Origin of the sequence: Alkalicoccus halolimnae, from assembly GCF_008014775.2 — a bacterium.
Taxonomy (GTDB): domain Bacteria; phylum Bacillota; class Bacilli; order Bacillales; family Salisediminibacteriaceae; genus Alkalicoccus; species Alkalicoccus halolimnae.
In genome coordinates this window covers 2,271,775-2,294,142 of record NZ_CP144914.1, presented here as the reverse complement: position 1 = coordinate 2,294,142, position 22,368 = coordinate 2,271,775, and the positions used below count along the sequence as shown (strand labels likewise).

Below are 22,368 nucleotides of genomic sequence, written 5' to 3'. Positions count from 1 at the left end.
GCTGCGAAGGTTTTCTTCGCAGCATTCAGCTGAAGATGAGCCCCTGGGAAAGTGTACGTCTGAAAAGGACCACTTATTGAACATTCTTATATAAGAGTTCCATTGCGCATTTTGAGCCGCTCTATAAAAGAAGACCTTCCAAAATTTTGGAGGGTCTTCTTTTAGATGAAGCATTTTTAAGTCTGGCGTTGATAAAAGAGTAAAAGATTAAAGTCGTGCAGGTGCATTCAAAAAAGGTTTTACGATAAACAATCAGCTGCTGTAGGCGAAGATAACATAGCTGCAAAAGAAATAGGTAAGGAGTACGAGCAGCGAAGGAAGTGCATACAAACGGGGAAAAGTTTTCCTGCGTACGGCTATAATTGCTCCGATGACAATTAAATTTAACAACAGCACTGCAGAAGCTGTAACAATGGTCACCGGATGCACAGCAGCCAGCACGGCTCCTCCTCGAAAAGCTGCATCAATAATTACAAGTATAAGAATGTTGAAAACATTCGATCCTAAAATATTGCCTATAGCAAGATTATAATTAGCAAGCTGTATGGCAACTAGTACTGTTACAAGCTCCGGGAGTGAAGTTGCTCCAGCGATAAAGAAAGTACCGATAAAACTGGAACTTATGCCCGTTGAAGCGGCAATTTGATCTCCGGTAATCGAAAGGATGGAACCGGAGAAAAAAACAATGACTGCCGCTGCAGCAAATCCTATTTTGGCATGCCGCAGAGAAACAGCGTGCATATTATAATCTGTTTCAGCAGCTGGAGCTTCTCCGCGGTTTGTTTTCGTTAAGTAATACATCCCTGCTGCATAAAGAAGGACTAGCACATACATTTCGAGACCAGCGCCTAAAATAACAATGCCTGTAGGAATTAAAATAGCGGTAAGCATTAAAGCAGTCAGTGCAAGGCTTAAAAAAGCAGTTTTCAGCTGGGAGGGATCTGCACTCTGCATTATCTGCCGGCGCCTGTATACAGCATCCATCAAAGCGAGAATAAATATATTGAATAGATTGCTCCCAAAGACATTGCTTACAGCAATATCTGGGTTGCCTACAAATACTGCAGTGAGACTTGTTGTTACTTCCGGAAGGGAAGTAGCACCTGCAAGCAGAAAAGTGCCGACGATCAATCCGCCGAGTGAAGTTCTCTCACCAATAACATCAGCATAAGTCGAAAGCTTTACTGCGGCAATTACCGTCACAAGAGCTGCAACAATAAAAAAAGTAATGATCAATTCTCTCACCCTTTCCTGATGGCGGCCGCACTGCATACAAAAAAGACCTTTTTATGCATGCGGATCCGCTGCATAAAAAGGTCTTGCGTACTTTGCGCCGGCAAAGCTTCAGGAACCGAGCTTTCTCTGGTAAGAAAACTGTAATGACGATTCAAGAACCACATAGTGGTCGCTACTCCCCTTTTTACGATTAACAAAACTATATCATTTAAGCATATAAAAAGGCAACGCTAAAATGAAGCTGTTGCCTGGCCTTTCATATGGTAAGCTTCAATCCTTTGATCGAGAAGTGATAGAAGTTTTTCAGCCCGTGCATCGGTAATATGGCGGTAATGATGCATACCTCCCGGCTCTTCATCTTCCTCATCTGCTAAAGCGACAACTTCCTGAAGTGCTTCGCGGGTGATATTATTATCAGGAAGAAAAGAATCAGTATGCAGCAGGACAGCTAAAGAAATCTGCTTTGCACTCACTCTGTCTTCTCCAAGCCGGATGAGCAGCTTATGGGCACGCTCGGCTCCTTTAATAGCATGGATATCGTTCTCTTTATACATATCATAATCCCATTCACCGTTGCGGTACCATGTATAGTGACCGACGTCGTGAAGAAATGCAGCTTTACAGGCAAGATCGGGATCCACATTTTTTTCGACAGCGAAGCGATACGCACGATAGGCGCATGAAATAGCATGAGCAAGACCTGCTCGTTTCACATATTTTTGCGCTACAGGATGATGGAATATATCAAGTAGAGTCACACGATTCACAGCGATCGCCTCCTTTTAGGTATATTTTTTCTATGATACTCAAATTTCAGGCATAAGTCAAGAGATTCTTTTTAGAGAGGCTCTGTTAAAGCTCCGTGTTGTTATTGGATTGCCTGCGGCTCTTCCGCCTGCCGCGGAGAAAGCATGCGGCTTCCCTGTCGTCCGGGAGGATCTTCCTGCTTTCTTTTTCCGCAGGCGACTTGAAAAATCGCCTTGGCACTGGTTTTTACCTTGGTACCTTCTCTGGCTTTTTATCGTAAGCTGGAGGACACATGGCCCGCCCGGAAAGCGTCCCCATGGAAACGAAAGCGCACGTTCATCGATTCAATACTTTATTTTCAAGGTAGCTTTTAGAAAAATAAATGGATAAAGGAATTTTTCCACTTGCAGATGTGAAGTAAACGTAAAAACTTCACAGTAGTTTTGAGGAAGCTTTATAAAGAGAGAATGTTAGAGAAATGATTCCTCTGTTGAAGGTGATATAGGGCCAAAAGCACTCATAAGCGATAAAATCGTCATAAAACGCGCTTAAGACTGTTTGCCAGATATGTAAAATTGATTATAATAGAGATAGAAGCACGGAATTGAGGGGGAAACACGATGCATTGGTATGAAAAACTTAAAAAATATTTTCCTGACGAAGAAATGAAGTCGAGGGAACACATTGAACTGCTGTTGAGCGACAAAAATCATATTTATAAAAAAAGCGAAGACGAATACCATGTTATGATGTATGTAGAAATGGATGATTTTTCTTTTATTGATTATCTATTTGTTTCAAAAGAGGCAAGAGGTAAAGGAATAGGCAAAAAAATGCTCAATAAACTTAAAGAACGGGATAAGCCAATTATATTGGAAGTTGAACCGGTGGATTACGAAGATACTGATACAGAAAAGCGGCAGCGCTTTTATCGCCGCGAAGGGTTTAAACATGCACAGTCAATAGGCTATACCCGCCGCTCTCTTGATACTGGAGAAGTAAATGAAATGGAAATTCTCTACTGGTCCCCGGAAAATGAACCGGAAGAAAGTATTTATCGGAAAATGTGCCACACGTACGAAACCATACACACCTATAAAGATAAAGAACTGTATGGTAAATCCTACGAGGAAGTAGGCAAAGCCTTAATTTATGATGAGGACAGAGAGAAGGAACCCGGTTCGGATAAAGAGCCTGCTTCCTGATCTTTCCTATAAAGATTCTTAGACGTGTCAAAACACAGAAAGGAGTGTTTTGCATGAAAGGAAACAAAAGGAAAAGAACGAAGAAAAAGCTGCTTTGGAGAGACTTATTGAAAAGGAAACTGGACGAAGTAAATAAGATACCTAAAAAGCAGCCTGCTTCACAGTCGCGAACGCTGGCTTCGTGATGAGAAAGGCTCCCTTCACTTTAGAGGGGAGCCTTTTTGTTGAATTTTGAGATTTTTCTAATTGATAACGTATGATTCTAAATGAAAATGTGATAGCATTAACATAGTCATAGTCAGACGGTACTTACTTCAACAGGCCTTATGAAAGTAAGACTGCCTTTGCCTGCTGCGTCTTAGAAGTTTACATACTGAACTGAGTAAGAAATTTTTAAAACACAATGTTTAAATTTTTAAATATCGGGAATACATTACTATGTGAAGATCCGTATACACATTTTGTTCAAGTTTTGTGCAAGTTTTTTATAATTAGCTGGTCAAACGATAAAGAATGTTGTATAATAATGATTATAAACAATGATATTTCGTCCAGCATATAGATATTAAAAATCGAAGGGAGATTCAGCCTTATGGTCACTCTATTTACGTCACCTAGCTGTACATCTTGTCGGAAAGCTAAAGCATGGTTAGAGGAACATGATATTCCGTTTACTGAACGTAATATATTTTCTGAACCTTTATCAGTGGAAGAGGTTAAGCAGGTAGTCAGAATGACGGAAGATGGAACAGATGAAATTATTTCCACGCGTTCCAAAGTATTTCAGGAACTGGATGTGGAACTGGATTCGATGCCCCTTCAGGAACTGTTCCAGTTGATCAGTGATCATCCTGGTCTGCTCCGGCGTCCAATTATTCTCGATGAAAAGCGTATACAAGTTGGCTATAATGAAGCAGAAATCCGCCGTTTCCTTCCTAGAAAAGTACGAACTTTCCAACTGCAGGAAGCTACTAAGAAGCTCGTTAATGAATAAGTGCTTTCCGCTTAACATGCACGATAGAATATGATATATTTATCGACAAGGGTGAAGGCTGTAGTTCCTATAGTCTCACCCTTGTTTTTGTTTTCCATAAATGGATATCTTACTACAAATTGATCACAAGTCATTTATAATAAAATCCGGTAATTTTTAAGAGATATTATTTAAAAGACCCCTGATAATTAAGAAATTTCTGAATATTACTTGAGAAAATTAAGCAAATATATTTCTTTTCTCATGCTAATAACTTAGAATAGGGGATAAGTAAAAGAGGATTGACGTCAGGAGGGAGAGGGAATAGTATTAAAACTCCCAATTCTCTGAAGTCATCAGCAGAGTTTATCTCGCGAAAGGGTGAGACATCATGGAAATAGAAAGAATCAACGAAACAACGATCAAATTTTATATCACTTATATCGATATCGAGCGTCGGGGATTCGATAAGGAAGAAATCTGGTACAGCAGGGAGCGGGGCGAAGAACTTTTCTTTGAGATGATGAATGAAGTAAACGATCATGAGAAGTTCGAAATGAACGGGCCTTTGTGGGTACAGGTACACGCACTGGATAAGGGGCTTGAAGTAATTGTTACCCGTGGACAAATGAATGACGGTAATGTGAAACTGGAGATTCCATTGGAAGACGAGAATGAAGAAGGTGTGGACAAAAATATCGTGGATATGCTTGATCAGCAGTTTACTTCCGACGATGAAAACGAAGTTACAAAAGACCACACGCTGAGCGTTGTTATCGGATTCAGAGATTTTGAAGATGTCATTTCTCTCAGTAAAGTTTTCAAGCAGGATGTTCATACCAGTCTGCATAACTTCGAAAATACGTATTTCGTCTACGTAACTATAGACGATTCCTATACGGACGAAGAGCAGGACAACATGCTAAGCCGCATGCTTGAGTTTGGTTATGAATCAGATATTACGGTGCATAGAATTCGCGAATATGGAAACACTATCATTGAAGAAAATGCTCTTCAGACAATCAGCGAACAGTTCGCTTAAAATAGTTCAAGGATAGAAAAGCAGGGAGATCTCTCTCTGCTTTTTTATTTGGTATATTTTACGAACGTAGGTTCTCTTTTTAGGCTATAATGAGTAAAAAAGGAGGTGCATCTATGTATACTGCTTTAAACGATAAAGGAAAGATCGTACATGCTGCAGATGTAAAAAATAACCAGAAAGGAGGGCCTGCTTATGATTCTGAACATTTTAAATGCCCCGGATGCGGGAACGAAGTTTATGTAAGAGGAGGCTCAATATACGTAAAAGCCCATTTTGCGCATCGTATTTTCACTTCGTGCAATGGAGGGGACGGAGAATCACTCAAACATAAAGAAGCAAAACTGTTTATAAAAACATGGCTTGAACAATCGGGATATAATGCAGAAATTGAAAAAGTACTGCCGAAAGCGGGGAAACAGCGTGCAGATATTTATGTTTCTATGCAGGGGAAAAAAGTTGTTCTGGAGATTCAGCGCTCTTTCTTGGATGAACAGCAGTTTTATAAGCGTCAGCTTCTATATGAGAAGGCAGGTTACACAGTCATATGGATTGGGGTACGGGAAGAAAACCAGGAAGTTTACAGGAAACGTTTATCAGTTCTCGATTCTATTTGTTTTCGACTTTTTCCGTTTATGCATGCATTCAGCTATAATAGTGCCTGCAGGAAGCTTCAGATTGAAACTGCCCACACGCAGCTGCAGGGAGGAGTTTTTCTCTTTCAACGGACGCTGATTTCAGACACTCAAAATCCTTATGATTGTTTTTTTTCGGAAGAAGTGCCCGCTCTTCAAGAAAAAATTTCTATGAGAATTGAACAGGAATGGAAAAAGAAAGCGGCAGCTAAAAGAGGATATCCAAGAAAAAACATTACTCAGGCAGAAAACGAGGTTCTTCCATATTATTTGAACCATCGGCTTAATTTAAATTACTTTCCTGCTCTCTGTCATATTCCAGTATGTGGTTTCAGTGGCATCCGGACTTCGGTAGAAGTATGGCAGAGCTGGATTATCATTCATTACGTACAAAAACCCGGAGAAAAAATTTCATTAACTCCTCTGACAAAAGCTTTCGAAAATCAACGGAGTTTTACATTTCTTCCGTTGGCTGAGCACCGGAGAAACTTGATCCGCCGCGGTATATTAAATTATCTGCTTGTACTTGCGGAATTCGGAGCTCTTCGCAGGGTTTATCCGGGCATATTTGAAGTGATAAAGCCGCTCACAGTAAAAAAACCATTGGAGCAGTTATTTGCAGATGATGAATATGTAAGAGGAAAATGGAAGCTTTTATTTCGGGTGTAAAAATAATTGAACATTTCTTTAGGAACATATATTATTGGAGAAGATCACATTTTCAAAATTTTTAATTTAAAATGGAGGACTTTGACTTATGGCTGTATCGACAGAGCTACCAAAAAGAGAGGATATACCGAAAGAACACACGTGGGATTTAGAAGATATATTTGCAGCAGACGAAGAGTGGGAGGAGGCTTTTCAGAGAATCAGCGAAAAAATTCCGGAGATTTCTGCTTATAAAGGAAAACTTTCTGATTCTGGAGATACTCTTTACGCAGCTCTTCAAAAAGAAGATGAACTGTCCATCGAACTTGGAAAACTGTTTGTATATGCCAGAATGCGCTACGATGAAAACACAGCAAATTCCTTTTATCAAGGTTTAAACGAACGTGCGCGCCAGCTTATCGTAAAATACGGACAGGAGTCTTCCTATATCATTCCTGAAATTTTAAGTATGAAGGAAGAAAAAATCCAGCAGTTTTTAAAAGATACTCCTGAACTTAAGCTTTATGACCACGCTTTGGAAAGATTGAATGAGCAGCGACCTCATGTTCTTTCTGAACAGGAAGAATCTCTTCTTGCCCAGGTAAGCGATGTAACGAGTGCTTCATCGAACACGTTCAGTATGTTGAATAATGCTGATCTGAAATTTCCGGTTATTGAAGATGAGAACGGAGAAAAAGCTGAAGTTACCCAGGGACGTTTTATTGGCTTTATGCAGAATGATGACCGGCGTGTCCGCCGCGATGCGTTTAAAGCGATGTATGATACGTACAGCAAATATCACAATACGTTTGCAAGCACGCTTGCTGGCAATGTGAAGAAAAATATATTTTCTGCCAATGTGAGGCACTATGAGTCGGCACGGGAGGCAGCTTTAAGTAAAAACCATATTCCGGAAGTTGTTTATGATCAGCTTGTATCTACTGTAAATGACAATCTGCACCTCCTGCACAGGTATCTTGAGGTCAGAAAAAAGGCACTCGAACTCGATGAACTGCATATGTATGATTTATACACCCCTATGGTTAAGAATGTAGATTTTAACGTTTCTTACGAGGAAGCAAAAAACTTAATGGTAAAAGGTCTGGGCAGAATGGGAAAAGAATATCAGGGGATCGTAGAAGAAGGATTGAACAATCGCTGGGTGGATGTGGAAGAAAGCGAAGGAAAACGAAGCGGTGCTTATTCTTCAGGCACATTTGGAACGAAACCTTACATTCTTATGAACTGGCAGAATAATATTACGAATCTTTTCACTCTGGCCCACGAATTCGGTCATTCTGTACACAGTTATTATACCCGTGCCAATCAGCCGTTCCCTTACGCCAACTATTCCATTTTCGTAGCGGAAGTGGCTTCGACTACGAATGAAGCTCTGCTTAACCGCTACCTGCTGGAAAAAGAAACGGATAAGCAGCGCCGGCTTTACCTTTTAAATAACTTTCTTGAAGGTTTCCGCGGCACTGTTTTCCGTCAGACGATGTTCGCAGAGTTTGAGCAGCTGATCCACGAAAAGGCGGAGGCGGGAACGCCGCTTACACCGGAGATGCTCAATCAATCCTACTATGATTTAAATAAGAAGTATTTCGGTGACAGCATCGTTATCGACGAAGATATCGCCTATGAATGGTCACGTATCCCTCATTTTTATATGAATTTTTACGTGTATCAGTATGCAACCGGCTACAGTGCTGCAACGGCTCTTGCCCAGCAGATTATTGATGAAGGGGAGCCGGCAGTCGCGAGATTTACAGACTTCCTGAAGGCAGGGAATTCCGATTACCCTATTGATGTTTTGAAGCATGCTGGTGTCGATATGACTTCTTCTGAACCAATACAGCAGGCACTCGATGTTTTTGAAGCGACACTTACCGAACTCGAAGAACTGATGTTTGAAGAAAAGTAAACATATTGAACAGCCTGGTAATAAAAAAGGATCGGACTTCTTCCGTTAATCGGATGGAGGAGCCGCAGGGTTCTTAAATCAACACGAGCCTCTGCAAAAGCTCTATTTTATGGAGCCCTTTAAATGCGCATACAGAAAAGCGTCTATGCCACTTTTGGCATAGACGCTTCTTTCTTTCATGTGAGGGAACGCCATATCGATCCGTGCTTCGTTGATATTTCTTCAACCTGCTGCTGCAGCTGAAGTTTACGCATTTCACGATGCGCTTCCTCGTATGTGAGATCATACACGACAGCGATTTCTTTTGTTGCTACCAGAGAATATATGGAAACGAAATTTTCCAGCGGGAGTGGGGAACCTTTCTCCAGCTTCATTTGGGCCATGTCGTTGATCACTTCTTCGTAAACGTTGTAACTATAAGCTCCCTCTACTTTTAAACCGGGTTCGTCCACATTTTCTCCGAAAAAAACCAGTGTAGGAGCAGAAGATACATCCATTTCTTCCGCCATTTTTTTATCTTCCGAGAGTGCTTTTTTAGTAGTATCCGAATGCATATCCTTAACGAACTCATCCACGTCCATTCCTCTTACACGTATTGCGCAGTTAATCAGAGTATGCTGACTTGCGATATTTTCTTTGTGGAGAAAAAGTGCTTCGCGGACGCGGCGGAGGTATTTAGAACCGATTACTTTTCCTTGCAGCTCGGCGGCTTTAATCGCGAGTATCGCTTCATAGGGGGTAGTCATCGCATTTTCATACCAGACGTCTCCGTCACAGGGCATACCTGTACGGCAGGCCGTTTCGTGATAGGACTTTGCCATTTCTTTAACGAGCGAGCGGTATTTGCTGCCGCAGGGGGAATTTAATGATTCCAGTTCATTAACGAGTGCAGTATTAATAGTTAAATACTGGCCGTATTCCATTTTTAGTTTTTTGATAGCTGGTTCGAGCGCCCAGCACTCCGGACAAAGCGGATCGATAAAAACATAGAGTTCAAGCAGCTTAGAAGGCTGTTTTTCTTCCTGGGCGGGAGCTGTATCTGAAGTGCTGCACTGATCATTATTATCCTCGCAGACATACGTGCGCTGAAATTTCATAGTCACGAATGATTCCCCCTCGTTGCTGAATCGGTACTGTTAACCATATGTCTGGCGGTATAGCTTAGTCGTTCGAACATGGCTGAACGGAGCGGCTCTTCGATCTCCGCTTCTGTGAGTGCCTGAGCCATACAGGAAAGCCAGGCATCTGCCCGCTCGGGTGTGATAGTAAAAGGCATATGCTTTGCACGAAGCATTGGATGACCATGTTCTTCCGTATAAAGGGGAGGCCCTCCAAAAAACTGCGTAAGAAACTGCTTTTGCTTGCGGCGTGTTTCTGTTAAGTCATCTGGAAAAATAGGTTTTAAGTCAGGATGGTCTGCCACATGGCCGTAAAATCGATCTACTACTTCATTGAGCCGGTCAGCACCTAGTGCATCGTAGGCTGTATATTTTTGATTCATATAATTATCCCTCTTTACTGAATGTACCGTTATTGTAGCAAGGCTGAGTTAGCGGAGCAACAAATGTGAATTATTTATGACAATTTATCAAATGTTTTAATTTCCAGGACTTTTGCCTCGATTGATTATATTACCCGCCATCGTCATAAGATGCAAATAAAAAGCTATATTATTGTAAAAAAAATCCACCGGATAATTTTAGTCCGGTGGAAAATTTATTTACATATCGTAAGCAGCTCGATAAAAGCGGGCTATTTTATTGTCAGGCTCATTCCATGTTAAATTCCATTCTTTCAGCAGATTGTTGAAAAAAGCTCTGCCCGTTTCCGAATTTTCACATTCGAATTCCAGCTCATAATCCGTAACATTGACATAATCGGAGCGGTCGAGTACGAGAAGGCCTTCTTCAAGCTCAACTTCCAGTCTTTCCGTCTGCAGCATGCCGAGGTACTGAAGTTCCGGCATGTCACCGAGCAGAGATATTAGTTGATCTGTCGTTTCTCCCTGAGGAAGAAGCCCTTTCTGTTGAAGGGCGGTAAAAGAAGCAGCTCCAATAGACTGGTGGGTTTCCAGCAGGCCTTCATTATGAGGCTGTTTTAAAGTTAATATGAAGGCTCCATCTTTTTCGCGGACGCGAAGAGCAGCTCCATTTTCCCGAAGTGAAAGGTCCTTAGTTTCGAAATAATGATTAACCTGAGTGAAAGTTAATTCTGTCTGGTAATAATCCATCATTTTCTGATAAGTAGATTCGTCAAGCAGCTGCTTGAATTCAATTTCTAATTCCTGGCTCATAGCGCGGCTCCTGTCTGTTTTGTAGTTGATGTCTATATTATTCCACAGCAGAAAACCTTTTTCAATGGAGGAAAAAAGCAGAGGAAGAGTTTGTTTTTAAGTTTACAGAAGCGGGAATTACAGATACTATGATAAACTGGAATAGAAGCATAGTGTCAGGAGGATGAACAATGATTACAGTAACGTCAATAGAATCGGAAGAGTCAAAACTAATCGCTAAAGCAGATGTTTCCCTGCCTTTTCAAGGGCTTGAACCGGAAGGCCGTATGCTGGTCGACTCAGACGGAGCAGCATTTGTCTACCTTCTAGGTCATAAAGATGAATTTATTCATCTGCGCTTTGAACAGAGCACCTGGGAGACTATTCATACATATAGAAATATGGAAAAACCGGTATATGTTCATACAGGGCTGCAGCCGGTACTTCTGGAGGACTTCTGGACAGAAATAGATTTTCTTCTCGATAATATAGAAGGAAATCATAACTACGGGAAAGAGTTTGTTGACAAAGTAGAGAGGATCTTCTTTACAGACCGCAGGGAGGATTGAGGACCATGATGGATTGGGACGTGATGCTTACTCCGTATAAGCAGGCGGTGGAGGAATTAAAGATAAAACTCAAAGGAATCCGCGACCAGTACCAGCTGACGTCAAAACATACGCCGATTGAATTTGTTACCGGCAGAGTGAAACCTGTCTCCAGCATTCTGGAAAAAGCTAAAAGGAAAAATATACCTCTTAACCAGCTGGAGGATTCGATGCAGGATCTTGCGGGGGTTCGTGTCATGTGTCAGTTTGTGGGAGATATTGATACTGTAGTACAGCTGATCAAAGCGAGAACGGATTTCGAAATCGAAGAAGAACGGGATTATATAAAAAATAAAAAGCGAAGCGGATACCGGTCCTATCATATGATTCTTCGTTATCCGGTCCAGACAATTGAAGGAGAAAAGCAAATTTTAGTAGAACTGCAGGTGAGAACACTTGCGATGAACTTCTGGGCAACGATTGAACACTCGCTGCAGTATAAATATTCCGGTAAAATTCCTGCTGAAATAGAGCAGCGTCTTGTAAAAGCGGCTGAGGCCGCCTTCCAGCTGGATGAAGAAATGTCAAAAATCCGTGGGGAAGTGCAGGAGGCACAGAAAATTATGATGAAAAAGCAGGAGGCTTCCCGGCGTAAGCCGTAGCTGATGCTGAGATGAGGGAGGCGGTTTAGTGAAGTTTAATGTAAGATCTCGTGGAGATCATTCATCCAATGTACTGACGCAGCGGGTTAAAACTTATTTAGAAGAGTTTGATCTTATTTATGATGAAGAAGAACCGGAAATTGTTGTATCCATTGGCGGGGACGGCACGCTGCTGGAGGCTTTTCATCAGTATTCCCACCGGCTCGATGAAACAAGCTTTGTCGGAGTTCATACCGGTCATCTTGGATTTTACGCTGACTGGCAGCCGGAGGAAGTTGAAAAACTTGTCATTCACATTGCGAAAACTCCTTTTAAAATTGTGGAATATCCGCTCCTGGAAGTGTTAATCCGTCATACAAACGACATGGAAACAGAAAGATACCTTGCTTTAAACGAGTGTACCGTAAAAAGTATGGAAGGCTCTCTCGTTATGGACATCGAAATTAAAGGAGAACAGTTTGAGACATTTAGAGGCGACGGCCTCTGTATGTCAACTCCGTCGGGAAGCACTGCCTATAATAAAGCGCTGGGGGGAGCAATTCTTCATCCTTCCCTTGCCTCGATTCAGTTGTCGGAGATGGCGTCGATTAACAACCGCGTATACAGGACGATCGGTTCGCCTGTCGTGCTTCCTGAGCACCATACCTGCTTACTAAAGCCCCGCAGCGATGTTGACTTTCAGGTTACAGTGGATCACTTGACTCTCGTCCAGAAAAAAGTCAAGTCGATTCAAGTGCGTGTTGCTGCCGAAAAGGTTCGATTTGCGCGCTTTCGTCCATTTCCGTTCTGGAAACGTGTCAAGGAGTCGTTTATTTAATGAAAGATAAAGTGATTAAACTCGTGTGGGAGGTGCCGGCATCAATTTCAGGCATAATGCTGCGCGAGTTTTTACGTGTAGAAAAACAAGTTTCACGAAAGCTGCTGGCGGAAGTGAAATTCCGTGGCGGTAAGCTGGAAATTAACGAAGCAGAGGCGTCAGTTAATGCGATACTCAAACCGACGGACAAAGTCACGATAACACTTCCTGCAGAGGATGTGAGCGGGAACATCATCCCTGCTTTCCACCCACTAGTGAAGCTTTACGAAGACGAGCATGTATTAGTGATCGATAAACCACCTCATCTTCCGGTACTGCCAATGACCGATCGTTTAAAGCCTTCTGTCAGCGGGGCTATCCTCTACGATTACATACAAAATCGCTGGCCGGCAACGGTACATATAGTTACGAGGCTCGACCGCGACACTTCAGGCGTTATGCTGATAGCGAAACACCGGTACGCCCACAGCCTGCTTTTTGCAGCCCAGCATCGCGGCGAAGTGAGGCGCAGCTATCGAGCTCAGGTGAAAGGGGAATTTCCCTGGGCTGCGGTTTCGATTCACGTTCCTATTGCCAGAAAGCCAACCAGCAATGTGGAACGAGAGCCCTTTTCGAAAGGACAAAAAGCAGTTTCTCATGTAAAGTGTTTAAAAAAAGCGGATATTTCCGAACTTAGGATCAGCTTGGAAACAGGAAGAACCCATCAAATTCGCGTTCATATGAACTGGCTCGGATTTCCCGTTGCAGGAGACACGCTTTATGGGGAAGTGGAGAAAGGCTTTTCCCGTCAGGCTCTGCATGCGGAGGAAATCATTTTTCCTCACCCGATTTCAGGGGAACAGATAACCGTCAGCGCTGCTCCGGAGTTCACATGAACGTACGGAATTTCTCTTCTACCCTCGGCAGGGAAGAAGGGACATCTGTAAATTCTTTTTCCGGATAGCGGCAGGCAGTGAGCTTTCCGCCGTACACACAGCCGGTATCAATATTAATTGTGCTGCCGATGATACGTGGTTTCAAAACAGGCGTATGTCCATAAACAATGGTTGCCTTTCCCTGGGGATAGATTGAAGCCCAGTCACGACGCACCGGCATCCCGCGGTCGTCTTTTTCGCCGGTTACGTCTCCATATAGAACAAAGGATTTAATTGATTTATCCATTCTGCCGATATCGCTGTACCGAATACCTGCATGGGCCACTACGAGGCCGCCTCCATCGAGGACCAGATACAAAGGCGCTTCTTCGTAAAGTTTTTTGAACTTTTTCTCGATCTGCTGCCGAAATAAAGAAGAGGAATTTTCCAGTTCAGCAACTGTTGTCTCCAGCCCGTGCCGGACCTGCACATTTCGCCCCAGTAAAAACCGGTACAGTTTATCACAGTGATTACCTGGACAATAAAGAGCCTGACCGTTTTCGACCCAGGAAGCTGTATCGTTAATGACCCCGAGCGAGTCCGGGCCACGGTCTGTTAAATCTCCGAGAAAAACCGGCATTCGGTTTTCTGGATGATGAAGGTTATCCTGAATAGTCTGGTAGCCGAGCTTCTCGAGAAGATCGTGCAGTTCTTTACGGCATCCATGTATATCTCCAATAACATCGTACATCGAATCACTCCTTTACCATTGATTATTGTAGCATGAAAACGTTGACGCTTAAAAAGCGGTCATGTAAACTTAGTACCAGATATTAATAGCAAGCGTATATACGAGGAGGAGACAGCAATGAACATAGATTTATCAAACCGAACTTATGTCGTTATGGGCGTAGCCAACAAGAGAAGTATTGCCTGGGGGATCGCACAGGCACTTGATCAGGCGGGCGCTAAAATTGTTTTTACTTATGTAGGTGAAAGGTTTGAAAAAACGGTACGCGGCCTGGCCGAGTCATTGGAAGGGGACCACCTCGTTCTTCCGTGTGATGTAACCGACGATGAGCAGATTGAAGAAGCTTTTGGAAAAATTAAAGAACAGGCAGGTACTATTCATGGAATTGCACACTGCATAGCGTTTGCTAATCGGGACGAACTTGAAGGAGAGTATTTGAATACAACCCGGGAAGGCTTTCTGCTTGCGCAGAATATCAGCGCTTATTCTCTTACAGCTGTTGTTAAAGCTGCCCGTCCTCTTATGACGGAAGGAGCAAGTATTGTCACGCTCACTTACCTTGGCGGAGAGCGTGTCGTTAAAAATTACAATGTGATGGGCGTAGCCAAAGCCAGTCTTGATGCAAGCGTCAAATATTTGGCCAATGATCTCGGAAAAGAAAATATCCGCGTGAATATGATTTCAGCCGGCCCGATGCGTACTCTCTCTGCAAAAGGAATTGGCGGCTTCAATGAGGTTATCAAGGAAATGGAAGAGAATTCCCCGCTTAAGCGCGCCGTTACCCAGGAAGAAGTCGGCAATACGGCTCTATTTCTCATGAGTGATCTTTCCAGCGGTATAACTGGAGAGATGCTTCACGTTGACGGTGGTTATAATACATTAGGGTTAAAATAGGTAACTGGACATTTAAAGAGCTGCCCCACAAAAGTGTGAGGCAGCTCTTTCAGGCTGTTTACAAAGTGATTTTTCCTGTATAAGTAGACAGGTTGCTGCTTCCGCTTTCGAAGATCGATTTCCGGAGGGAACGCTCTCAGCTGACCTGCCTTTCATAAAACAAAGAATCATTCTTCCGGAGTCACCTCCTACAGTTCCAGCATCTGAACAAAAAGAAAGACTTCTCTGCGAAGACAAGCGTACTTCATACAGGTTTTTCCTATAAAAAAAGTGATTTTCTCTGCAGTGTCCGGCGGGGACGCCAGTGGGATTAAAGCGCAGTCTGAAGATCCTTTCCAATGCAGCCAGGCATTGGAAATAGCTGAAGACAAGCCCCACGGCAGGCTTCCGCCGGTAAGCGGAGGAGAAAATATAATAAATATACTTCTTTCTTTACTTAATCAACACTCTGAAAGAGCTGCCTCACAAAAGTGAGGCAGCTCTTTATGTTGAAGTTGTATTGTTTTTAGAGCCCTACTGTGGAAGCGGACGTTTTCGGAAGCGGAGGGTGAAGAACGCCAGAGCTCCCAGAGCAGTCAGGCTGATCGCCATAAACAAATTGGAATAAAGAAAAACTTCGGAAGAACGGGCAAAAGGATTCAGCTGCAGATCAACATTCTCTAAGTCAAGCAGAGCCCCGAAAATCGCGCTGGATATGGCACCGGACATAAAATTCATCAGGTTAAACATGCCGATTCCTATACCTGTCTTCTCATCTGGAATGAGTTCCGTAAGAAGATTGGCTGTTGAACTTTGTATCAGTGGAAAGGCAACATACTGAACAAGAATACAGGCAGCTAAAAAATATGGAGAAACCCCTATAAATGCCGAAATTAAAAAACTGCCTGCGATTGCGAGGATGAAAGCTGTCTGCAGGACGGGATAGCTGCCTCTGCTTTCTACAAATCTGCCTCCACGCTGACCTACAATGGCGGCTCCCATAGCTCCCGGGAATAGAAGAAGGCCTATTTCCAGTGTGTTCAGATCATAAACGGCTCTTGCCATAATAGGAACGATAAAAATCATACCAAACATGACGCTTGTTCCTAGAAAGCTTGTCAGTACTGCGGTTGTATAATATTTATTTTTGAGCATGTCCAGATCAATAAAAGGAGCTGGGTGTCTGCGGATGTGCAGATAAAAGATGAAAAGGGCTCCGAAGAAAACGATTAATCCTATAACGCTGAACATAGTGATAAAAAAGAGCAGACCTGCGACGGATACAGCGATTAATACGGCGCCGGGAATATCAACAGTCCCTGGCCGGACTTCTTCGTCGGGAATGGAATTCCTCAAAAAAGGAATAAAAGCGACAGAGATAATCGATAAAATAAATAAATAACGCCAGTCAAAAGTGCCGCCGACAATTCCTCCGGTAATCGGACCGAGCCCGGAAGCAAAAGCAACGGTAGCAGACACGGTACCAAATACACGCCCTCGTTCTTTAGGCATAAAGCGCGCAGGGATAATGAAAGCAAGCGCCGGAATAGTAGCTCCTCCGACTGCCTGGATAATGCGGGCTACGAGCAGAAAAGCATAGTTCTGCGAAAAAAGTCCGATTAATGCTCCAAAAGCGAACATAATAATACCAAATGTTAATAATCTTTTAATGGGAAAAATATCAGCGAGCTTTCCATACATAAGAGCTCCAACTGCAAATACAAGGATGTAGCCGGTCATCACCCATGTCACCTGGGAAGGCATAAGGTTAAAATCTTCGGCAATATCAGGTATGGCAACATTAAACATCGTACCGTTCATAACGGTAAAAGTGAGGATAATGCAAATCATCAGGACGAGCCGTTTCTTCTGGCGGTCGGTAAGCTGTTCATTAGGTTGAGTCATAGGGGGCCTCCAAAATAGTAAACACAGCACTTTGTTAAAAAAGATGAAGAGAAAAGTTTTCAGCACTCCAAAGCATTTTTAACTTAGAAAAACAAAAAACATCGGAAATCGCACGGATCGCCCATGTTGGATATTGATATACTTTTGTGTTACAAAGTGTATACAAAGTTTAAACCGGGAATAATGGGCTTGCAGACAGCGGACCGATATTTCGAGTCTGAAAATTTCTACTCTATTATTCTACGTCTACTTTTTAATACCTGTCAACGAAAACATCCAAATGCAGAGGAGCGATTTATTATGAATAAAAAAATCATCGGTTTTTCCGGAAGCTTAAGAGAGGCATCATTTAATAAAACAATACTTGCTCATATGGCAGAGCAGGACTATGAAGGTCTGGATATAGAGATTATTTCTCTGCAGGACATTCCACTTTTTAATGGAGATGAGGAAGAAGGGGGAGACCCGGAAGCCGTCGCCGTATTTAAACAAAAAATCAAGGAAGCAGAAGGCCTGCTTATCATGACCCCGGAATACTCTCACGGCACCCCAGGAGTATTGAAAAATGCACTGGACTGGGCAGGCAGCATGACGAATGAAAACGTCCTGTATCGAAAGCCTGTAATGATTGCCGGAGCTTCTCCGACTAAGATGGGTACCGGCTTCTCCCAGGCTCAGCTTCGTCAGACTCTGGCTGCTTGTGAAGCTTATCCGCTTCAGCAGCCGCAGGTATTTATTAACGTTGTGCATAAAAAAATTGAAAATGGAAAGCTGATCGATGAAGGGACGATCCGCTTTTTAGAAACTGCCGCGGGGGCTTTTTATGGATGGATAGATCAGCTGCAGAAGTAATCGGCCATTTCCTTTTCGGGTGGGGGAAATTAATCATCCCATTTTTCTGCGGAGTTGGTTCTAAATCCCGTCTCTGAAAAGGAGGACCTGATAGTATATCTCTTGCAGAAGAGCTTCATAAAGAGGTAAGCTGAACCTTAATTAAGTAAGAAGGTGGCGATAGGCAGAATGGAACTGATTGACTGGAGCTATGGAAGACGATATCAGATAAAAGCTTTGTTTTCCCGGTTCCCGAATTCCACCGTTATTTTCCGGTCTTTCCCTTCTTATTATTTTATTTATACTGTCCGCTGGTCAGAGTCTGACCCGGTTGTGAAAAGGGAAGACCTGGAGCAGATGGAACGAATATTAAATGATATGCTGGGGCTGCTGGAGAATTATGAAACCCGCCGTTCGGCTGTTTTTCAATCTGAATAAAAAATATTACCAAAAAATAAGCCTCCAAAATAGCTGATAATAAACATTAAAATGCCGAGGCTGATTATTACGACTGTTTTTTGACCATCACTCATACTAATAAACTTTTTTATCACTGTTTCACCCCGCTTCGATATTTATAGCCAAATTGTATGTAATTCAAAGATAACATTCCCGCACTGGAAGAAGTACTTCATATTATGAAATTTTGCTGAAAAAGGGTAGTCTATTTAAATGACTTCCATAATTTAAACAAAATGGAGCAGGGACGATTTTCCTGCTCCCTTCTATTTTTATTGTTTTAGTATAGAAAAATAATTCAGGAATCGAGTTTCTCAAAATGACTTTAATTCAGGGCATCAGAGTCGGATTTATTGTCAATAAGACAGGAATCTTTTATTATAATAAAAGATGAGAAGCATAATGAATGAGGAGTGCTTAAATAATGAACGAAAAATCAGAAACAGAAAAGAAAATAATAGAAAGTTTCAAGCAGGATGAAAAAATGATGGCTCACGTGTTTGCCCAGTGGTGTGTGAATCATGACCAGGATCCTGCTGAAATTTATGCCAGTGTGTATGGCAGCGCAGATAATCAGGTGCTTCGCGAAGCGATAGATTTAACTGTCCCGAAAGAAGAAGCAGGACCAATTGAAACTGAAACACTGCTGGGAGTGCTCTCCTTGTTTGGAAACGAAGGTCTCGCAGAAGAAGTTACCAAAATAAAATATAAAAATCAGAAAAAGGATGAATCAAATTGAATAAAAAAGTATATCCTGTTTTACTTTCAGCAGCATTTCTCGCGGCGTGCGGATCCGGGGAGCAGGAGGAGAATACATCTTCGGGAAATGAAGCAGAGGAAGAAATATATGAAGTAGCTATCATCCCGTCCCAGTCGATAGGCGAAATGGAAGAAGGGTTAGGTCTTCTGGAAGAGAGTTTAGCAGAAAGTCTCGATAGAGAAGTGGAAATTACACACTATCCGAGCTACAATGCTGTCGTGGAAGCACTGAATTTCGGCCATGTAGACCTTGCTTATTTCGGTCCGGTCACGTACCTGATCGCTTATGAACAGAGCGGTGCGGAGGCTGTTCTGACTCAGGAAATTGATGGGGAGCCTTACTATCACTCCTACATAATTACGCAGCCGGATGCTCCGTGGGAGACGCTTGATGAACTGCAGGAAGATGTGGAAGAAGTTGATTTTGCTTTTGGCAGTCAATCCTCAACTTCAGGGTTTGCTGTGCCTGGTTTTGAACTCTATGAACGCGGAGTATATGAAGATGAAAGCACGTATGATTTTAATGAAGTCCGTTTCACTGGTTCCCACGATATTACAGCCAATGTCGTGGCGAATGGAGATGTAGATGCAGGCGCGATTGACAGTGCTATTTACAATGCGCTCATAGATGATGGCATGATCGACGAGGATAACTATAAAATTCTCTGGGAATCAGACCAGATTTATCAGTATCCGTGGGCCGTACCAGACGGAACTGACGAAGAAACGATCGAAGAAGTCCAGCAGGCATTTATAGAAATTGAAGATGAGCGTATTCTGCAGATTTTCGGTGGAGCTAGTGCCTTTGTGGAGGCTTCTCATGAAGAGTATGAAAGCATAATGGAAGCTGCAAGAACTTTCGGTCTGCTTGATCCTGAAGAAGAAGACAGCGAAGCAGAAAACGATACTGACGACGAAGAATAAAGGACTGTAGGCAATGGTTTGGTTTCGTAAGCGGGTATTTATTTATGCAGCAATCATTCTAATCCTGCTCATATTGAGCGCAAGGGGATCAGAATTTTCTCTGCCGGCTTTATTTCAGCTTGGTAATACATGGGAATTTATGCAGAGCAACTTTTGGCCGCTGCGCTGGGATCTCGTACCCTACCTCCTGCAGCAGACACTGATTACTCTTTCAGTCGCTTTTTTTGGAACATTTGCAGCATTATTACTGGCCCTCCCTTTAAGCTTTTTAGCTGCAGAAAACACTTCCCGGACGTTTACAAGCTTTTATGCGGTGCGGTCTTTACTTAGTCTTTTTCGTTCCGTTCCGGAAATTGTATTTGGTTTAATTTTTGTTGTTTCTCTAGGACTGGGCCCTTTCGCAGCTCTGCTCGCTATATTTCTTCACAACGTTTCCGTTCTTGGAAAGCTGATAGCGGAGCTTGTAGAATCTTCGGATAAAGGTCCGCAGGAAGCAATGATGTCAGTGGGGGCAGGACGCAGAACCGGCCAGCTTTTTTCGATCCTTCCACAGATCTGGCCGAACGTGCTGTCTCATTATTTTTACCGGTTTGAAGTGGCGATCCGGACTTCTCTTGTCCTCGGTATGATCGGCGGGGGTGGACTGGGACAGAGCCTCATGAATTACTACAATAGTCTTGCTTATGATTCTATGGCTACAGCTATATTAATTATCATGATTCTCGTCATTGTAGTGGATGTGAGCGGCGGTGTTGTCCGGAAGCGGGTAATCTAAGGAAAGGTCTGATGAGAAAGCATGCTTAATTTAAAAAATGTGACTGTGACTTATGAAAATGAGGATAATCCGGCGGTTAAGGATTTGAATTTTTCCGTAGAGCGGGGAGAATTCGTATGTGTTCTTGGCAGAAGCGGTGCCGGCAAATCAACTTTTATACGAACAATTAATGGGCTGCAGCCGCTTCAAAATGGAACTGTAACTGTGCTGGGTCATGAAATTTCCAGCATGCACGAAAAAAAACTCCGGGAAATCCGTTCCAGAATCGGAATGATATTTCAGCATTTTCATTTGATTCCGCGGATGTCTGTGAAGCAGAATGTTTTTACAGGAAGATTTGGCCAGAGAAGGGCCTTGCATAATTTTTTAGGAATTTTTTCAGAAGAAGAAAAAGAAAATGCAGATTATTATTTGAAAGAAGTAGGCCTTTACGAATTTAGAGACCGACGCGTGGAGCGGTTAAGCGGAGGTCAGAAGCAGCGTGTGGGCATAGCAAGGGCGATGGTGCAGAACCCGTCTATTCTACTTGGCGATGAGCCGGTGGCTAGTCTGGATCCTACAACTTCTGATCACATCTTCTATTTGCTGCGCCAGCTTCATGAAGAAAAAAATCTGCTTACAATTATTAATGTCCATGACATTGCTCTTGCTGAAAAATACGCTTCCCGGATTATCGGCCTGAAAAATGGAGAACTCGTTTTTGACGGGAGACCGGCTGATATGACGGCCCGCGATCTCGATAACATTTACGAATAATGAAAAGCTCTTTCCTGCAGACTTTTAGGAGATTCAGCGAGGGTATACGATTAAGCGTCCTGACAAAATTTCCGTCAGGACGCTTTTTGGTCTGCATATGAAATCAATTTTATTCGAGGCTTCAAGCTGCTTTCCTTTGGGAAAATTAATAATCTCATATGTAAGGAAGGGATTGCTGTATTCTGCATAGAAGTAGAGTAAGTCAGGAAAAAAACGAGCACCCGCGGCTATAAATAATGAAAGGTGTGTGATCGATATGTATTGCAGAAGAGCAGTCAAGGAAGATATACAGGATATTCGGGATATAGCTGTGCAGTCGTGGCATGATACTTATGAAGGAATAATACCGCGTGAAGTTCAGGATACTTATCTTGATAAAGCTTACAGTAAAGAGCGTCTGGAAGAAAGTATTGATAAAGCAAATATGTTTGTCTGTGAAAAAGCAGGCCATACAATAGGTTTTGCCAGTTACTTTTATGACAGCCCGTTTACTGCGGAGGTAAGTGCTATCTACGTGCTTCCAGGAGCTCAACGGGAAGGAGTCGGTTCTGCATTAATGCGTCATTTATGGAGTCATATGCAGAATGTTAAAGAACTGTATATTGATGTAGAATCAGGGAATGAAAAAGCTGAAAACTTTTACCTGATGAGCGGATTTGAACTGGAAACCGAATTTGAAGAAGTTTTTGAAGGGCACCGGCTGCGGACGAAGCGGCTGTGTATGAAAGCGGAAAATGAGAAACTGCACAGAGTTTAGTAAAGTTTTCATTTACTA

At 42.7% G+C, this 22,368-nt stretch carries 24 protein-coding genes; 17 read left to right on the top strand and 7 right to left on the bottom strand.

Annotation, left to right across the window (positions count from 1 at the left end):
* Positions 1-252: 252 nt before the first annotated feature.
* Both FTX54_RS10515 and FTX54_RS10510 read right to left on the bottom strand, forming a co-directional pair.
* Positions 253-1,236 (bottom strand): sodium:calcium antiporter, encoded by a 984-nt coding sequence (locus FTX54_RS10515; protein WP_147805029.1) that lies wholly within the window; start codon positions 1,234-1,236, stop codon positions 253-255.
* 230 nt (positions 1,237-1,466) lie between these two features.
* Positions 1,467-2,003, bottom strand: a complete 537-nt coding sequence (locus tag FTX54_RS10510; protein WP_147804999.1) for an HD domain-containing protein — start codon at positions 2,001-2,003, stop codon at positions 1,467-1,469.
* A gap of 600 nt (positions 2,004-2,603) precedes the next feature.
* On the opposite strand from FTX54_RS10510, the gene FTX54_RS10505 reads away from it, so the two are divergent.
* The 5 genes from FTX54_RS10505 to pepF all read left to right on the top strand — a co-directional run bounded on the left by FTX54_RS10505 (position 2,604) and on the right by pepF (position 8,407).
* Positions 2,604-3,188, top strand: a complete 585-nt coding sequence (locus tag FTX54_RS10505; RefSeq protein ID WP_147804997.1) for a GNAT family N-acetyltransferase — start codon at positions 2,604-2,606, stop codon at positions 3,186-3,188.
* Positions 3,189-3,780: 592 nt separating this feature from the next.
* Positions 3,781-4,182: a transcriptional regulator SpxA gene (gene spxA / locus FTX54_RS10500; RefSeq protein ID WP_147804996.1), complete on the top strand. Its 402-nt coding sequence runs from the start codon at positions 3,781-3,783 to the stop codon at positions 4,180-4,182.
* A gap of 370 nt (positions 4,183-4,552) precedes the next feature.
* Positions 4,553-5,203 carry an adaptor protein MecA gene (gene mecA / locus FTX54_RS10495; protein ID WP_147804995.1) on the top strand — a complete coding sequence of 217 codons (651 nt, stop codon included), beginning with the start codon at positions 4,553-4,555 and terminating at the stop codon, positions 5,201-5,203.
* A 113-nt stretch (positions 5,204-5,316) separates the two neighbouring features.
* Positions 5,317-6,504 (top strand): competence protein CoiA, encoded by a 1,188-nt coding sequence (locus FTX54_RS10490; RefSeq protein WP_187254660.1) that lies wholly within the window; start codon positions 5,317-5,319, stop codon positions 6,502-6,504.
* Positions 6,505-6,592: 88 nt separating this feature from the next.
* Positions 6,593-8,407, top strand: a complete 1,815-nt coding sequence (gene pepF / locus FTX54_RS10485) for an oligoendopeptidase F (RefSeq protein WP_147804993.1) — start codon at positions 6,593-6,595, stop codon at positions 8,405-8,407.
* A gap of 176 nt (positions 8,408-8,583) precedes the next feature.
* On the opposite strand, the gene FTX54_RS10480 is transcribed toward pepF, so the two are convergent.
* The 3 genes from FTX54_RS10480 to FTX54_RS10470 form a co-directional block, all read right to left on the bottom strand.
* Positions 8,584-9,504, bottom strand: coding sequence for a ClpXP adapter SpxH family protein (locus FTX54_RS10480; RefSeq protein WP_147805028.1), 921 nt, complete (start codon positions 9,502-9,504; stop codon positions 8,584-8,586).
* 2 nt (positions 9,505-9,506) lie between these two features.
* Positions 9,507-9,908 carry a protoglobin domain-containing protein gene (locus FTX54_RS10475; protein ID WP_147804992.1) on the bottom strand — a complete coding sequence of 134 codons (402 nt, stop codon included), beginning with the start codon at positions 9,906-9,908 and terminating at the stop codon, positions 9,507-9,509.
* 219 nt (positions 9,909-10,127) lie between these two features.
* The gene (locus FTX54_RS10470; protein WP_147804991.1) at positions 10,128-10,700 is read right to left on the bottom strand and encodes a CYTH domain-containing protein; all 573 of its coding nucleotides are present in this window, start codon (positions 10,698-10,700) and stop codon (positions 10,128-10,130) included.
* 170 nt (positions 10,701-10,870) lie between these two features.
* Between FTX54_RS10470 and FTX54_RS10465 the strand changes: the two genes are divergently transcribed.
* Genes FTX54_RS10465 through FTX54_RS10450 form a run of 4 tightly spaced genes read left to right on the top strand, consistent with a single transcriptional unit; the run spans position 10,871 to position 13,581 of the window.
* Positions 10,871-11,248 (top strand): hypothetical protein, encoded by a 378-nt coding sequence (locus FTX54_RS10465; RefSeq protein WP_147804990.1) that lies wholly within the window; start codon positions 10,871-10,873, stop codon positions 11,246-11,248.
* 5 nt (positions 11,249-11,253) lie between these two features.
* A complete protein-coding gene (locus tag FTX54_RS10460) occupies positions 11,254-11,889 on the top strand; it encodes a GTP pyrophosphokinase (RefSeq protein WP_281285268.1) in 636 nt (211 codons plus the stop codon).
* 28 nt (positions 11,890-11,917) lie between these two features.
* Positions 11,918-12,706: an NAD kinase gene (locus FTX54_RS10455; protein ID WP_147804989.1), complete on the top strand. Its 789-nt coding sequence runs from the start codon at positions 11,918-11,920 to the stop codon at positions 12,704-12,706.
* The gene (locus tag FTX54_RS10450; RefSeq protein WP_147804988.1) at positions 12,706-13,581 is read left to right on the top strand and encodes an RluA family pseudouridine synthase; all 876 of its coding nucleotides are present in this window, start codon (positions 12,706-12,708) and stop codon (positions 13,579-13,581) included. The genes FTX54_RS10455 and FTX54_RS10450 overlap by 1 nt, the downstream gene beginning before the upstream one ends.
* On the opposite strand, the gene prpE is transcribed toward FTX54_RS10450, so the two are convergent.
* Entirely contained in the window at positions 13,574-14,311 is a 738-nt protein-coding gene (gene prpE, locus FTX54_RS10445; RefSeq protein ID WP_147804987.1) for a bis(5'-nucleosyl)-tetraphosphatase PrpE, read from the bottom strand. The two genes, FTX54_RS10450 and prpE, sit on opposite strands and share 8 nt — an antisense overlap.
* Before the next feature lie 117 nt (positions 14,312-14,428).
* Here prpE and fabI point away from each other — a divergent pair, with 117 nt between their 5' ends.
* Entirely contained in the window at positions 14,429-15,205 is a 777-nt protein-coding gene (gene fabI / locus FTX54_RS10440) for an enoyl-ACP reductase FabI (protein WP_147804986.1), read from the top strand.
* 513 nt (positions 15,206-15,718) lie between these two features.
* Here fabI and FTX54_RS10435 read toward each other — a convergent pair.
* Positions 15,719-17,089, bottom strand: coding sequence for an MFS transporter (locus FTX54_RS10435; RefSeq protein ID WP_147804985.1), 1,371 nt, complete (start codon positions 17,087-17,089; stop codon positions 15,719-15,721).
* Between the two features lie 300 nt (positions 17,090-17,389).
* Between FTX54_RS10435 and FTX54_RS10430 the strand changes: the two genes are divergently transcribed.
* The 7 genes from FTX54_RS10430 to FTX54_RS10400 all read left to right on the top strand — a co-directional run bounded on the left by FTX54_RS10430 (position 17,390) and on the right by FTX54_RS10400 (position 22,350).
* Positions 17,390-17,941: an NADPH-dependent FMN reductase gene (locus tag FTX54_RS10430; RefSeq protein WP_187254659.1), complete on the top strand. Its 552-nt coding sequence runs from the start codon at positions 17,390-17,392 to the stop codon at positions 17,939-17,941.
* Positions 17,942-18,109: 168 nt separating this feature from the next.
* Positions 18,110-18,358 (top strand): hypothetical protein, encoded by a 249-nt coding sequence (locus FTX54_RS10425; RefSeq protein ID WP_147804983.1) that lies wholly within the window; start codon positions 18,110-18,112, stop codon positions 18,356-18,358.
* Positions 18,359-18,803: 445 nt separating this feature from the next.
* Positions 18,804-19,118: a hypothetical protein gene (locus FTX54_RS10420; RefSeq protein ID WP_147804982.1), complete on the top strand. Its 315-nt coding sequence runs from the start codon at positions 18,804-18,806 to the stop codon at positions 19,116-19,118.
* Positions 19,115-20,062 carry a phosphate/phosphite/phosphonate ABC transporter substrate-binding protein gene (gene phnD, locus FTX54_RS10415; RefSeq protein WP_147804981.1) on the top strand — a complete coding sequence of 316 codons (948 nt, stop codon included), beginning with the start codon at positions 19,115-19,117 and terminating at the stop codon, positions 20,060-20,062. Before FTX54_RS10420 ends, phnD begins: the two co-directional genes overlap by 4 nt.
* Before the next feature lie 13 nt (positions 20,063-20,075).
* Complete coding sequence (phnE, locus tag FTX54_RS10410) at positions 20,076-20,837, top strand: phosphonate ABC transporter, permease protein PhnE (protein ID WP_147804980.1); 762 nt, start codon at positions 20,076-20,078, stop codon at positions 20,835-20,837.
* Between the two features lie 21 nt (positions 20,838-20,858).
* On the top strand, positions 20,859-21,593 hold the full coding sequence (gene phnC, locus FTX54_RS10405; protein ID WP_147804979.1) for a phosphonate ABC transporter ATP-binding protein: 735 nt from the start codon (positions 20,859-20,861) through the stop codon (positions 21,591-21,593).
* A 256-nt stretch (positions 21,594-21,849) separates the two neighbouring features.
* On the top strand, positions 21,850-22,350 hold the full coding sequence (locus FTX54_RS10400) for a GNAT family N-acetyltransferase (protein ID WP_147804978.1): 501 nt from the start codon (positions 21,850-21,852) through the stop codon (positions 22,348-22,350).
* Positions 22,351-22,368 lie beyond the last annotated feature (18 nt).

What these genes read in the sequence shown, in the direction of transcription:
- FTX54_RS10505 (WP_147804997.1), top strand. Translation starts at nt 2,604, where the DNA reads ATGCATTGGTATGAAAAACTTAAAAAATATTTTCCTGACGAAGAAATG.
- spxA (WP_147804996.1), top strand. Translation starts at nt 3,781, where the DNA reads ATGGTCACTCTATTTACGTCACCTAGCTGTACATCTTGTCGGAAAGCT.
- mecA (WP_147804995.1), top strand. Translation starts at nt 4,553, where the DNA reads ATGGAAATAGAAAGAATCAACGAAACAACGATCAAATTTTATATCACT.
- FTX54_RS10490 (WP_187254660.1), top strand. Translation starts at nt 5,317, where the DNA reads ATGTATACTGCTTTAAACGATAAAGGAAAGATCGTACATGCTGCAGAT.
- pepF (WP_147804993.1), top strand. Translation starts at nt 6,593, where the DNA reads ATGGCTGTATCGACAGAGCTACCAAAAAGAGAGGATATACCGAAAGAA.
- FTX54_RS10480 (WP_147805028.1), bottom strand. Translation starts at nt 9,504, where the DNA reads ATGAAATTTCAGCGCACGTATGTCTGCGAGGATAATAATGATCAGTGC.
- FTX54_RS10475 (WP_147804992.1), bottom strand. Translation starts at nt 9,908, where the DNA reads ATGAATCAAAAATATACAGCCTACGATGCACTAGGTGCTGACCGGCTC.
- FTX54_RS10470 (WP_147804991.1), bottom strand. Translation starts at nt 10,700, where the DNA reads ATGAGCCAGGAATTAGAAATTGAATTCAAGCAGCTGCTTGACGAATCT.
- FTX54_RS10465 (WP_147804990.1), top strand. Translation starts at nt 10,871, where the DNA reads ATGATTACAGTAACGTCAATAGAATCGGAAGAGTCAAAACTAATCGCT.
- FTX54_RS10460 (WP_281285268.1), top strand. Translation starts at nt 11,254, where the DNA reads ATGATGGATTGGGACGTGATGCTTACTCCGTATAAGCAGGCGGTGGAG.
- FTX54_RS10450 (WP_147804988.1), top strand. Translation starts at nt 12,706, where the DNA reads ATGAAAGATAAAGTGATTAAACTCGTGTGGGAGGTGCCGGCATCAATT.
- prpE (WP_147804987.1), bottom strand. Translation starts at nt 14,311, where the DNA reads ATGTACGATGTTATTGGAGATATACATGGATGCCGTAAAGAACTGCAC.
- fabI (WP_147804986.1), top strand. Translation starts at nt 14,429, where the DNA reads ATGAACATAGATTTATCAAACCGAACTTATGTCGTTATGGGCGTAGCC.
- FTX54_RS10435 (WP_147804985.1), bottom strand. Translation starts at nt 17,089, where the DNA reads ATGACTCAACCTAATGAACAGCTTACCGACCGCCAGAAGAAACGGCTC.
- FTX54_RS10430 (WP_187254659.1), top strand. Translation starts at nt 17,390, where the DNA reads ATGAATAAAAAAATCATCGGTTTTTCCGGAAGCTTAAGAGAGGCATCA.
- FTX54_RS10425 (WP_147804983.1), top strand. Translation starts at nt 18,110, where the DNA reads ATGGAACTGATTGACTGGAGCTATGGAAGACGATATCAGATAAAAGCT.
- FTX54_RS10420 (WP_147804982.1), top strand. Translation starts at nt 18,804, where the DNA reads ATGAACGAAAAATCAGAAACAGAAAAGAAAATAATAGAAAGTTTCAAG.
- phnE (WP_147804980.1), top strand. Translation starts at nt 20,076, where the DNA reads ATGGTTTGGTTTCGTAAGCGGGTATTTATTTATGCAGCAATCATTCTA.
- phnC (WP_147804979.1), top strand. Translation starts at nt 20,859, where the DNA reads ATGCTTAATTTAAAAAATGTGACTGTGACTTATGAAAATGAGGATAAT.
- FTX54_RS10400 (WP_147804978.1), top strand. Translation starts at nt 21,850, where the DNA reads ATGTATTGCAGAAGAGCAGTCAAGGAAGATATACAGGATATTCGGGAT.